Annotated in this window: 9 protein-coding genes; 6 read left to right on the top strand and 3 right to left on the bottom strand. The window is 67.3% G+C overall.

The genetic code is table 11. The annotated features are described in order from the left end of the window. Positions 1-529: 529 nt before the first annotated feature. Together BLU54_RS17755 and BLU54_RS17760 are read left to right on the top strand one after the other, a co-directional pair. Positions 530-1,645 carry an acyltransferase family protein gene (locus BLU54_RS17755; protein ID WP_091911348.1) on the top strand — a complete coding sequence of 372 codons (1,116 nt, stop codon included), beginning with the start codon at positions 530-532 and terminating at the stop codon, positions 1,643-1,645. After that, the gene (locus tag BLU54_RS17760; RefSeq protein WP_170845207.1) at positions 1,645-3,231 is read left to right on the top strand and encodes a GH39 family glycosyl hydrolase; all 1,587 of its coding nucleotides are present in this window, start codon (positions 1,645-1,647) and stop codon (positions 3,229-3,231) included. Before BLU54_RS17755 ends, BLU54_RS17760 begins: the two co-directional genes overlap by 1 nt. Positions 3,232-3,450: 219 nt before the next feature. On the opposite strand, the gene ychF is transcribed toward BLU54_RS17760, so the two are convergent. Continuing rightward, entirely contained in the window at positions 3,451-4,545 is a 1,095-nt protein-coding gene (ychF, locus tag BLU54_RS17765) for a redox-regulated ATPase YchF (protein ID WP_091911352.1), read from the bottom strand. A 323-nt stretch (positions 4,546-4,868) separates the two neighbouring features. Continuing rightward, a complete protein-coding gene (locus BLU54_RS17770; RefSeq protein ID WP_235838009.1) occupies positions 4,869-6,707 on the bottom strand; it encodes a site-specific integrase in 1,839 nt (612 codons plus the stop codon). 551 nt (positions 6,708-7,258) lie between these two features. Here BLU54_RS17770 and BLU54_RS17775 point away from each other — a divergent pair. The 3 genes from BLU54_RS17775 to BLU54_RS17785 all read left to right on the top strand — a co-directional run bounded on the left by BLU54_RS17775 (position 7,259) and on the right by BLU54_RS17785 (position 11,057). Next, positions 7,259-8,440 carry a UbiH/UbiF family hydroxylase gene (locus BLU54_RS17775; RefSeq protein WP_091911356.1) on the top strand — a complete coding sequence of 394 codons (1,182 nt, stop codon included), beginning with the start codon at positions 7,259-7,261 and terminating at the stop codon, positions 8,438-8,440. An 80-nt stretch (positions 8,441-8,520) separates the two neighbouring features. Then, a complete protein-coding gene (locus BLU54_RS17780; RefSeq protein ID WP_091911358.1) occupies positions 8,521-9,237 on the top strand; it encodes a DsbC family protein in 717 nt (238 codons plus the stop codon). A 47-nt stretch (positions 9,238-9,284) separates the two neighbouring features. Further along, positions 9,285-11,057 (top strand): M61 family metallopeptidase, encoded by a 1,773-nt coding sequence (locus tag BLU54_RS17785; protein WP_091911360.1) that lies wholly within the window; start codon positions 9,285-9,287, stop codon positions 11,055-11,057. 9 nt (positions 11,058-11,066) lie between these two features. On the opposite strand, the gene BLU54_RS17790 is transcribed toward BLU54_RS17785, so the two are convergent. Then, entirely contained in the window at positions 11,067-11,957 is an 891-nt protein-coding gene (locus BLU54_RS17790) for a LysR family transcriptional regulator (protein WP_091911362.1), read from the bottom strand. Between the two features lie 173 nt (positions 11,958-12,130). On the opposite strand from BLU54_RS17790, the gene BLU54_RS17795 reads away from it, so the two are divergent. Next, complete coding sequence (locus BLU54_RS17795; protein WP_091911365.1) at positions 12,131-12,730, top strand: FMN-dependent NADH-azoreductase; 600 nt, start codon at positions 12,131-12,133, stop codon at positions 12,728-12,730. Positions 12,731-12,763 lie beyond the last annotated feature (33 nt).

The raw sequence follows: 12,763 nt of genomic DNA on the forward strand, positions 1-12,763 counted from the left end.
TCTTGGTCGGCGATGCCAGGGCGGGGCGCCAAGACGCCAGCGCATGTCTGGGCGCCATCTAGCGCTGCATCGGCTGTCTCACCGTTGCTTGCGCGCACATCGCACATCGCACATCGCACATCTTGCCCCGTGTATCTCGCAGCGTGCATCGAGGGTGCGCCGCAGATGTCGTCAATGCCGAAATTCACACGTTCCGCCCGTCTCCCGCATCCTCATCCTGTTTTCCCGCCGCCGCACCTCGCCGCCGTCGAGCGCCAAGCCGGCAGCGTCGCTGCGCCAAGGGCGTCAACCGCGCGACATCGCCTGTCACGGCGGCGATCGATTCCTTTCCAAATGGCACTTAAGCACGCGCTCCCGGCGAATTTAATGGGATGAAATGGCCGGTTTCGACGTTGACCGAGTGAAACGCTTTCAATAAGTTTGTCCGGGTGCGTGTGGGTGCGGCGTCCGTCCAGATTGTCGTGGAACGAAGCGATTCCAACGGGTGCGCGCGCACAGACGCCAATGCGACCGCATAACCGGAATCTCTATGCAAAAAATACAATTCGAAGTACTGAATGGAATGCGGGGCGTGGCAGCGGTTCTGATTGTCGTGTTCCACGTGACCGGCATCAGCCGCGGCTTTGATTTCAACCGCCTGTTCGTCGGCCATGCCTATCTCGCCGTCGACTTCTTCTTTCTCTTGTCCGGCTTCGTCATTGCCTACACCTACGACGGCCGATGGTCACGGATGAGCGTCGTACAGTTCTTCGAGCGGCGTTTGGTCAGGCTGCATCCGCTGGTCGTGTTGGCCGGCCTGCTAGGCCTGATCGGTTATCTGCTCGATCCTTCGGCACCCACGGCGGTGGGCTGGCCGCTGGCGATGCTCATCGTGACGTTTTTGCTTGGCCTGCTTCTCGTACCATCGCCAGCGCTTCCCGGACGTGAGGACTGGCTGTTCTCGCTGAACTCGCCGCTCTGGTCGCTTTGGCTCGAATACATCGGCAACGCGCTCTACGCGTTGCTATTGCACCGTTGGACCACACGAATGCTTGCAGTGAGCGCGTTGTTGGCCAACCTTGCATTGATCTGGATGGCGAGCACCACCGGAAAATTCGTCGGAGGCTTCGGCTGGCAGACCCTTTGGGTCGCGCCGTTCCGACTGCTGCCGCCATTTCTGATGGGGCTGTTGGTCGCGCGCGTGTGGCGCCGGCTGCCGGCGTGCCGGATCGGTTTCACCTGGCTCGCGCTGCTGTTGACCGGCGTGATTGCCGCGCCGGTGCTGCCGTCGATCGACGGCATCTCGTTGAACGGTCTGTTCGATGCGTTGTGCATTGCGGTGCTCTTTCCGCTGATGGTGTTCGCCGGCATTGCCTCGCCATCGAATGCCGCGACCAACGCGTGCTGCCGCTTCGTCGGCGCGCTGTCGTTCCCGCTGTACGCGACGCACATGCCGTTCGTCTACGTCTATGGCGCGTACGTGCGGTCGCTCGGCATCGACGGGCCCGTCCTGCATGTTCTCGATGCCGCGGTGGTCGCCGCACTGCTGCTGCTCGCCTGGCTGTTCCATCGATTCTGGGATGAACCGATACGCATGCGTCTGTCCGCATGGACCGCACGCGCCAATCGCGCGGCGCATCTGGCCGATTCACAGGGAGACCGCTGATGAGCGACCGCGACCTTTCAGCATTCGTCGACGATACGATCGATGCGCCACGACGTCGGACGCTGCGTCGTCTCGCGGGCTTCGCGGCGTTGCCGTTGCTCCCCGCATGCCTGCCTGGATGCGGCGGGGACACCGGTGTCGCACGCGGCTATCGCGACGTCAGCATCGACGCCAGCGCGCCGGGCGCGCCGATCCGCTCGCTGCGGGGCGTCAATGGGCCACCGCTGCCCGGCGTCCAGGCCAGCGGCCACATCCCGTCGGGTACCACCGCGGTCAAGCCTATCTTCAATCCGCGCTGCCTCGATCTGCGCGATGCCTATCGCAAAATGGGCATCGACTTCGTGCGCACGCACGATGTCGACGCGTTCGGCACGGGCGATCTCGACGGCTCGGCGCCGAACCGCATGTTTCCCGAGCTCGGCGCCGATCCCACGGACCCGGCGAGCTATCGCTTCCAGGCGATGGATCGCGTCATGGCCGGCGTCGCCGATTGCGGTGCAACGCCTTTTTTCCGGTTGGGACGCAGCGACCGTTCGATGATCGCGCAGATCGGCAATGGCGGGCCGCCAGCGGACATGGACCGTTTCGCCGAGGCCGCCGCGTACGTCGTCAGGCACTACAACCAGGGCTGGGCGAATGGCCGTCGCGACGACGTGCGCTATTGGGAAATCTGGAACGAACCCGATATCCGCCCGTGGTTCTGGACTGGCGACACCGACCAGTATTTCCAGCTCTATGCGAAAGTCGCCCGCTCGTTGCAGCGAGTCGACCCGACGCTGCGCATCGGTGGACCGTCGAGCGTCGTCAACAGCAACGCATTTGGCTTGGAGCGCGATTTCCTCGACTTCGTCCGCCGCGAACGGCTGCCGCTCGACTTCTATTCGATGCACTGGTATCCGGTGTTCGACGACCCGTTCGATCTGGTCCGGATCGCCAGGAAGTTCCGTACGCTCCTCGATCAGCATGGCTTCGGTGCGACCGAACTGCATCTGAACGAATGGAACTACGCGCTGCGCTCGCACACCACCGAGGCCCGCCACGCCGCCTTTGTCGCGGTCTCGCTGATGCTGTTGCAGGACGCGCCGGTCGACCGCGCCGCAATGTATGCCCGCACCATGCCGCTGATCCATGACGATGGCGAGCTCACCGCCGCAGGGCAGGTGTTCGTCGCGCTCGCCGGCTTCGACGGCATGCACCGGCTGTCGATGAGCGGGGGCGACGACGAGGGCTTCGCCGTGCTCGGCGGCCTCAGCCCCGACGCGCGACGCGCCCGGGTGCTCATCGCCAATTACGAGATCGATGCCGACCACCTGGGGCCGCTGCCCAACGGCAACGACATCGAAGTGCTGCCCGATGTCGTGCTGACCGTACCGGACCGCCGCACCATCACCTATCGCAACAACGCCGGCTACCGCCTGTCACTCGACGGCCTGCGCTGGCCGCGCGGCGCCCGCGTGAGCCGTCACCGCATCGACGAGCAACGGCGCCTCGAACGAGTGGAAACGATAGACGTTGCTCCCGGACAGCGGCTGGAACGCGCGATGCCACCGTCGACAGTCGAACTGTTGCTGGCCGAGGCACTTTGATGGGCCTTTGAAGCGGGGGGCGTGGACGCGGGGATGCATCTCTGCCGCGCTGAAGCGCCGAGTGCGGGCCGCCGGTCCGACCGCGGCGCCCGCGTAGAGGCGATATAACGGAAGCGCCGGGAGCGGCACGGAACGACGCCCGCGCCGAGATGTTTGCCACCGGCGGCCGCTTGTGCCGCGCGGCACGCGTGCGACCGGTGATGCAGTGTCAGACGTTGATCAGACGTTGAACAAGAAGTTCAACACGTCGCCATCCTTCACGACATATTCCTTGCCTTCGGCGCGCATCTTGCCGGCTTCCTTCGCGCCCGATTCGCCCTTGTAGGTGATGAAGTCGTCGAAGGCGATGGTCTGGGCGCGGATGAAGCCGCGTTCGAAGTCGGTGTGGATCACGCCGGCCGCTTGCGGTGCGGTGTCGCCGATGCGGATCGTCCAGGCGCGCACTTCCTTCACGCCGGCGGTGAAGTAGGTCTGCAGGCCGAGCAGCTTGAAGCCGGCGCGGATCACGCGGTTCAGGCCCGGCTCGTCCATGCCCATGTCGGCGAGGAACACGCGCTTGTCCTCGTCTTCCATGTCGCCGATTTCGGCTTCGATGGCCGCGCAGACTGCGACGACCGGTGCGTTCTCGCCTTCGGCGTAGCGCACGACGGCGTCGAGCAGGGGGTTGTCCTGGAAGCCGTCGTCACGGACGTTGGCGACGTACATCGCCGGCTTGGCGGTGATCAGGCAGAACGGCTTGAGCAAGGCGCGTTCTTCGTCGTCGAGCGAGAGGCCGCGCACCGGCTTGGCCTGGTCGAGTTGCGCGCGGACCTTGTCCAGCACCGCGAGCAGCTTGGCGGCTTCCTTGTCGTTGCCGGACTTGGCGGCCTTCGCGTAGCGCGCGTGCGCTTTCTCGATGGTGCCCAGGTCGGCCAGTGCGAGCTCGGTGTTGATCACCTCGATGTCGGAGATCGGATCGACCTTGCCGGCGACGTGGATGACGTTCTCGTCCTCGAAGCAGCGCACGACGTGCGTGATGGCGTCGGTTTCGCGGATGTTGGCGAGGAACTGATTGCCCAGGCCCTCGCCCTTGGACGCGCCAGCGACCAGTCCGGCGATGTCGACGAACTCCACCACGGCCGGCACGACGCGCTCCGGCTTGACGATCTCGGACAGCGCGTCGAGACGGGCATCGGGCACCTCGACGATGCCGACGTTCGGTTCGATCGTGCAGAACGGGTAGTTTTCCGCGGCGATGCCCGCCTTGGTCAGCGCGTTGAAGAGGGTCGACTTGCCGACGTTGGGCAGGCCGACGATGCCGCATTTGAGGCTCATAGCTGTATCGTCAGAATCGGTGGCGCAGCGCGCCGTCCGGCAGGCGCAGCGTACGGGCCGGCGGGGCCGGGCCGCGAAGGTGCTGCGCGAAGGCCCGATCGCACGCGAAGCGGGACCGGGAAGCAGGGAAAAGGGCGATTGTAACGCTTTCGTCGGACCATCCGACGCTCGCCGGGGCACCAGGACGGCAGGACGCAAGGACGCAAGGACGCAAGGACGCAAGGACGCAAGGACGCAAGGACGCAAGGACGACATGCGGCGTCGCTGCGGGCGCCGCGGTGTCGGGCGCGCGCCGCGGTGTCGGGCGCGCGCCGCCCTTGCACCTACTCCTGGCCGTCGCGCGCCGCGAAGAAGCGGGCGACCTCGTCGAAGGTGCGCTCCTGCTCGCGCTGTACGTAGGCGGCGGTGGTTTGCATCGACACGTGGCCAAGCACCTTCTGCACGACGTCGAGCGGCACGGCGGCCGCGACGGAGCCGGCCCCGAAGGTGTGGCGCAGCGCGTGGGCGCTGGTATTGGCGAGCAGTTCGCGGCTGGCCGGGTCGAGGCCGCGCATGGTCGTCGCCAGTTCGCGAAGCGTGCGCGTGACCAATGTGTTGTAGCGATCGGCCGAATAAGGCTGGCGCTCGCCGTCGCGATGCTTGGCCTGGGCGGACGGGGTGGACGGAATGCGCAGCGGGGCGACCAGCGGGCCGCCGAGTGCCATGTCGAAATCCTCGTTCCGGTCGCGCCAATGGGCGCGCAGCGCCTCGATCGTGGCGGGGCTGACCGGCACCACGCGTCGTTGCGCGCGCCGGCCCGTCACCGTCAGTGCCCACAGTGTTCGGCCGTCGGCCTGCTGCGTTGCGCGGTGCAGGTCGTCGCGGCGCGCTTTCGCCGCTTCGTCGCGGCGCAGGCCGGAATCGCCGAGCAACAGCAGCGCGGCGCGCGCGGTCCGCCACGGCGCGGCATCGGCGCGCGTGCAGCGCCGATCCAGCTCCGCGCGAACACGCGCCCAAAGCGCGGCCGGCAGTGCGCGCTCGACCTGCAATGCGTGATCGCGCTGGGGCGGCGCCGGTTTTCCGGCCAGTGCCCAGGGATTGCCGGCGAGATAGCGAACGTCGACGAGCCACGCGAACAAACCGTGCAGAATCGTGATGGCCTGCCGTTGCGACGGTGGCGACAGTGGCTGCGCCGTGAACGGCCGCCAGCGTGGCGAGCGGCGTGTGGCGCGCTCCCCAGTGAAGCGCAGGTCGGGCGACTGCAGGAAGCTTCGATAGGCGAGGCAGTCGGCAACGTCCAGCGAACTGAGCGGCTTGGCGCGCAGGACGACCGCCCACAACATGAAGCGCTCGATTTCGCGCGTGTAAGCGCGCAGGGTGGCCGCTTCCGCCTGATGGCGATGCAGGTACAACTGGACGGCCGACAGGTCGTCGGCGGCGTCGACGTAGCAGAACAAGGCGGACCGGTTGGTGCCGGCGGCGCCCGACAGCGCGTGCGGCAAACGGATGCGTTCGAGCGGGGCCAGCGCTGCCGGGGCGGGATGGGCGGCGGCCGGTGCAAGTTCGACCGGGTCGATCGCATGGACGGGCTGCGGTGCGTCGACGTCCGCGTCGACGCGTGCACCGATCGTCGCTTCGTGGCGGCGCAACCAGGCCACGATGCGTTGCGCCCGGCCCGCGCCGATGCGCGGCACGCTTCGCCACCAAGTGCCGCCGCGTCGGTTGCAGAACGCGACCAGTGCGCCGATGGTTTCGATGCCTTCGGCGCGCAGCCGCCGCGCGACCAGTGGCCGGAACCACATGCCCAATGCATGGCTCGCATGCGGCTCGGCCAGCGCCAGCTGTGCGGCCTCCTCGACCATCCGGTACACGCCGCTGCTGAGCCGCGCCGAGCCATGCTGGCGGATCGATTCACGCAGGTGGGCGGCCAGCGGCGCGGCGCCGTGCGCGATGGCCAGTCCGACCAGCTCGTCGAGGCGTTCGCGCAGAAAGCGCGCCATCGCGGCCGGGGTCGCCGCCTGCGGGTCCTCGTCCGGATCGTAGAAGGTGCGCGCGATGATCGCCGGATCGACGCGCTCGACGTAGGCCCGCAAGGCGCTGAAGTCCTTGCGGGTGTAATGGCGGCTGAAGGTCAGGCCGTCCATCAGGCCGTCGGTGGGTCGGGAGGGGGCGCGGTCAGCCATCGGGTGATCGATCAGGCGTAGCAGGCGATGGGTGAGGGTGATGGATCAGGGTGATGGATCAGGGTGATGGATCAGGGCGATGAGTGAAGGCGACAGGCAAGGGCGACGGGCAAAGGCGACTGGTGGCCGCGACAGATGAAGGCGGCGGATCCGGGCGACCCGCCCAAGCCACCAGGCGGGGCATCGCGTCCAGGCGACCAACGGCCCCGATTGCGGCGTGCACCGGTGCCGCCTCCGATCCGAGCGGACGCCGGCGCATGATTTCCCGGCGTGCGGCGCACCGCGTAAGTATAGGCCGGGCGCGGCCGAGTACCGTCGCGCACGGCGCAAAAGCATGCAAGCCGGCAAGGTGGCGGTGTCGACCACGGCACATGCCACGGCGCACGCCACCGCCCATCGAAGCCGGCCGCGAGATCCAGGAGACAGGCGGGGAGGGCTCGGGGCCGCCCCGCCATGCGGGTCGAAGGCCTCCCGACATTGCCGGCCCGGCGCCGTTTCGCCGCAGCCGGGCGCCGCCCTGGGCGCGGGGAGGACGCGGCTATAATGCCCGGATGACTTCGTCGCCTCCCTCCTTTCACGCGGTCGTCGTCGGCGGTGGCCTCGTCGGCAAGACCACCGCGCTCGCCCTTTCGCAAGCCGGTCTGCGTGTCGCGTTGCTGGCGCCGCGCGGCGCGCCGCCGCCCGCCGGCGCGGAACAGTTCGACTCCCGGGTCTATGCGCTCGCGCCGAGCGCACAGGCCTTGCTCGAACGCCTGCGTGTCTGGCCGGCCATCGACGGACAGCGGCTGGGCCCGGTGCTGGACATGCAGGTGCGGGGCGACGCATTCGGCGAACTACGCTTCTCGGCGTTCCAGTCGGCGGTCGCGCAGCTTGCCTGGATCGCCGAGTCGGCCCGGATCGAAGCCGCGCTCGACATGGCCCTGGGTTTCCTGCCGCAGTTGTTCTGGCGCGAGCAGCGGGCGGTGGCGCTCGACAATCTGTCCGACGGTCCGGCTCGCCTGACGCTGGACGACGGTACGACGCTGTCGGCCGAGCTGGTCGTCGGCGCGGACGGCGCGCATTCCTGGGTGCGTGCGCAGACCGGCGGCACCGTCAAGCGGCGTGAGTACGAGCAGACCGGCGTGGTGGCGAATTTCCATACGTCCGAGCCGCATCGTGAAACCGCCCGTCAGTGGTTCCTCGACGGCGGCGAGATCCTTGCGCTGCTGCCGATGGCCGGTGACTACCTGTCGCTGGTGTGGTCCGCCCGTACCGAGCACGCGGAGAAGCTGATCCAGGGCGGTGGCGAGCGGCTCGGCGCCGAGATCGAGCGCGTCGCGCGCGGTTTCACCGGGACCTTGCGCTGCGTGACGCCGCCGCGTGGCTTCCCGCTGGCGCTGCAAAAGGTCGACCGCCTGATCGCACCGCGCGTCGCGCTGGTCGGCGATGCGGCGCACCTGATTCATCCGTTGGCGGGCCAGGGCGTGAATCTCGGCTTGCGCGACGTGGCCGCGCTGGCCGATGCGCTGGCAGCCAAGGAGCCGTTCCGCGACCACGGCGATCCAGTCCTGCTGCGCCGCTACGAGCGGTCGCGACGCGAGGACATCGGCGCGATGACGCTGGCCACCGACGGCCTGCATCGCCTTTTCTCGGAACGTCTGCCGTTCCTGCGCGCGGTGCGCAATGCCGGCATGTCGATCGTCGGGGCCCAGCCGTTCCTGAAACGGTGGCTGGTTGCTCAGGCGCTGGGCTGACCTCTCTTGCGGACCGGCTGCTCCGTGCCCGCCGGCGTCGCGCCTTTCCATTCCCTGCTTTTCCTTGCACCGAGTTCCTTATGAAACGCGTTCTTGTCTCGATAGCATCTGTGCTGGCCATTCTCGCCGCGCCTGCTGCCCGCGCCGATGCGACCACCGATGCCCTCAAGGCGGCGCTGCAGAAGCGCCTCGGGCCCGAGGCGACGATCCGCGGCGTCGAGCGCTCGGCGATGCCGGGCGTCTACGAGGTCAATGTCGGTTCGCAACTGATCTATAGCGATGCAAAGGGTGAGCACGTGCTGATCGGCAACATGATCGACACCGCCAGCGGCGAGAACCTGACGCAGACCCGCTTCTCGCAGGTCAACCGGATCGATGTCTCGAAGCTGCCGCTCAACGACGCGATCAAGACGGTGAAGGGCAACGGCCGGCGCAAGCTCTATGTGTTCTCCGACCCGCGCTGCCCGTACTGCCATCGGCTCGAGGAGACGCTCAAGGACATGAAGGACCTGACGATCTACACCTTCCTGTACCCGGTGCTCGGTCCCGAGTCGGTCGACAAGGCCAAGTCGATCTGGTGCGCGAAGGACCGTACGCAGGCTTGGCGCGACTGGATGCTCGACAAGAAGGACCCGGGCAACGCGACGTGCGACACCACGGCACTGACGCGTAATCGCGCGCTCGGCGAAAGCTATGGCGTGACCGGCACGCCGACCGTCGTGCTGGCCGACGGCAGCCGTCTCCCCGGCGCGGTGCCCGCCGCGGAACTGGAGAAAGCGCTGGCGCGCCAGCGCTGAAAACGCGCCGCGCGCCGTACCCCTTGCGATTACCGGCCTTGCCAACGATGAATCCGATCCGCTACACGATCCGCCCGTCCCGTCCGGCAGCCCACGTATTTGAAGTCACGCTGACGGTCGCGGAACCGGCGGCGGACGGGCAGCGCTTCTTTCTGCCGGTCTGGATTCCGGGCAGCTACATGGTGCGCGAGTTCTCGCGCAACATCGTGACGATCGGCGCGCGCGCCGCGAGCGGTCGGCGCGTGGCGCTGACCAAGCTCGACAAGCACACGTGGCAGGCCGCGCCTTGCAAGGGACCGCTGACGCTGCGCTATGAGGTGTACGCCTGGGACCTGTCGGTCCGTTCCGCCTATCTGGACGACACCATCGGCTTCTTCAATGGCACCAGCGTGTTCCTCGCGGTGGTGGGCCAGGAGACGGCGCCGTGCAGCGTGACGATCGAGGCCCCGGCCGGCGTGTCCGGCTGGCGCGTGGCGACCTGCCTGCGCGAGGCGCGCGGCACGCGCCGCTATGGCTTCGGCGACTATCTGGCCGACGACTACGACGAGCTGATCGACCATCCGGTCACGCTGGGCCTGTTTCAGTCCACGACCTTCGAGGCGCATGGCGTGCCGCACGACATCGTGATCAGCGGTGCGGTGCCCGGCCTCGACCTGCCGCGCTTGGCTGCCGACCTGCAGCGCATCTGTGAGCGTCAGATCGCGATGTTCGAGCCGCGTACGCGGCGCGCGCCGATGACGCGCTACGTGTTCATGACGATGGCGGTGGGCGACGGCTACGGCGGTCTCGAGCATCGCGCCTCCACCGCGCTGATTGCCAACCGCGACGACCTGCCGTTGCGCGGCGTCGCGGAGGTGGGGGAAGGCTATCGCACCTATTTGGGACTGTGCAGTCACGAGTACTTCCACACCTGGAACGTCAAGCGGATCAAGCCGGACAGCTTCGTCGATTACGATCTGAGCCGCGAGAACTACACGACGCTGCTCTGGCTGTTCGAGGGCTTCACCTCGTATTACGACGATCTGACGCTGGTTCGCAGCGGCCTGATCGATGCAAACGCTTATTTCGGCCTGCTCGGCAAGACCATCGCCAATGTCGAGCGCGGCAGCGGTCGGCTCAAGCAAACGGTCGCCGAAAGTTCGTTCGATGCATGGACCAAGTATTACCGGCAGGACGAGAACGCTAGCAACGCAATTGTCAGCTACTACACGAAGGGATCGCTGGTCGCGCTCGCATTCGACCTCGCGATCCGCGCGCGAAGCGAGTCGCGCCGCTCGCTCGACGATTTCATGCGGCTGCTGTGGCAGCGCTTCGGACGCGACTTCTACCGGGGCAGGAAACGCGGCGTCGACGCGGCCGACGTGCTGGCGCTGATCGAGGAGTCGACCGGCGTCGACCTGAGCGATCTGTTCGCACAGGCCGTCGATTCGACGCGCGACCTGCCGTTCGAGGCCTTGTTCGCACCGTTCGGGCTGAGCCTGGAAGCGGTGCCTGTCGCAGGCAGCCGCGTCTCGCTCGGCGCGAAGGTACGCCCGGACGGTGTGCTGGCTGCCGTGTACGACAACGGCCCGGCCCAGGCGGCCGGACTGTCGGCCTCCGATACCCTGGTGGCAGTCGATGGTCTGCGAGTGACCGGCGGCAATCTTGAAAAACTGCTGACGCGCTACGCGCCGCGCCAACAGATCGAAATCCATGCATTCCGTCGCGATGTCCTGCGCAGCTTCCGCCTGACACTGGCGCCGGCGGATGTCTCGCATTTCCGTCTGCTGGCCAGCGACACGCGCGCCGGCCGTGCATTGCGCAACGCCTGGCTGCGCTGAACCACGTTGCTACATGCCGTGCGCGAGCAGGTAATCGACGAACGCGCGCGTCTTGCGCGGCGTGAAGCGTCGCGACGGCATTACCAGGTGAACCGTCTCGGTGCGTAAGCTCCAGTCGGCCAGCACCCGCTGCAGTTGGCCGGCGCGTACGTTGCTTTCGCACAGTGCGTCCGGCAATACGGCGATTCCCGCGCCCTCGATCGCGAGCGCGCGCTGCATCACGACCGAGTTGACCTGCACGGCCTGGCGTTCGAGGTCGAGGGTCACCTGACGCCGACGCTGCGTCAGCGTTTCGGTATTCATCAGGCGGCGCGCCCCGCGCAGCAGCACGAAGCGGTGCGCATGCAACCCGCTTGGGCTGGTCGGCAGACCGGCCTCGGCCAGATAGGCCGGGCTTGCATAGAGCGAGCGGCGGATTTCGCCAAAGCGGCGCGCGACCAGATTCGAATCGGTCAGCATGCCCGCCCGCACCGCGACGTCCACGCGCTCGGCGATCAGGTCCACGCGCCGCGCGCTGAGGTCGAGTTCCACGGTGACGTCCGGGAAATCCGCGCAGTAGCGCGCGATCGGCACGGCGAGGTAATGTTCCGCAAAGTCCGCCGGCGCCGTCACGCGCAGACGGCCGCGCGGTTCCGCCGACAACTCCGCACCGAAGTCCCGTACCGCCTCGACTTCTTCGAGCAGCGGCTGGCAACGCTCGAAGTAGGCCTGGCCGGCCTCGGTCAGTTCGATGCGTCGCGTCGAGCGGTCGAACAGGCGCACGCCCAGCGACTGCTCGAACGCCGCGAGCCGACGGCTGACGGTCGCCTTTGGCGTGCCCAGCGCCTCGCCTGCGCGGCTGACGCTGCGCAGGCGCGCCACCTCCGCGAACAACAGCATGTCGTCCAATTCCTGGCGCATCGGCTCCGCTCCGGCGATTGTCCCGTATTCGAGATACTGAATCTCATTTTAAGCGCTTCGCGCAAAGGCTTGCGGAGCCTAGAATCGGGTCATCGCTGCTTTGGCGCCGGCATAGTGTGTTTCACCGCTTGTCCGCGCAACGCGGCACATCGACCAGAGAACGGATCAGGACCATGACGACGATTCTGCAAATCAACGGCGCGGCGCGCTCACAAGGCGCGAACTCGACCCTGTTGGCCAACGAAACCACTGCGCATCTGAAGGACAAGTTCGGCGACGCGAAGGTGGTGGTGCGCGATCTTCATCAGACCGCGCTGCCGCCGCTCAGCGATACCGTGCTGGGCGCCTTCTTCACGCCCGAACCGCAACGCGACGAAGCCCAGCGCGCGATCGTCGCGCGCAGCGATGCGCTGATCGAGGAATTGCAGGCGGCGGATGTGGTCGTGATCGGGGCGCCGATGTACAACTTCGGCGATTCGACCCAACTGAAAGGCTATTTCGACTGGGTCGCCCGCGCGGGCCGAACCTTCCGGTACACGCCCGAGGGCAAGCCAGAGGGCCTGGTGGTCGGCAAGAAGGTTTACATCGTGGTGGCGCGTGGCGGCAAGTATGTCGGCACGCCGCTCGATACGCAGACGCCGTATCTGCAGACTTTCCTCGGCTTCCTCGGGATGACGGACGTGACGTTCATCCATGCGGAGGGTTTCGCGATGGGCCCCGAGGCAGCCCAGGCCGCGCTGGACGGCGCTCGCGCCGCGATCGCCGCGCTCTGAACGGTCATCGCGGCGAAGCGGGAACCGAAGCCG

Source organism: Chitinasiproducens palmae (assembly GCF_900095735.1).
Lineage (GTDB): Bacteria > Pseudomonadota > Gammaproteobacteria > Burkholderiales > Burkholderiaceae > Chitinasiproducens > Chitinasiproducens palmae.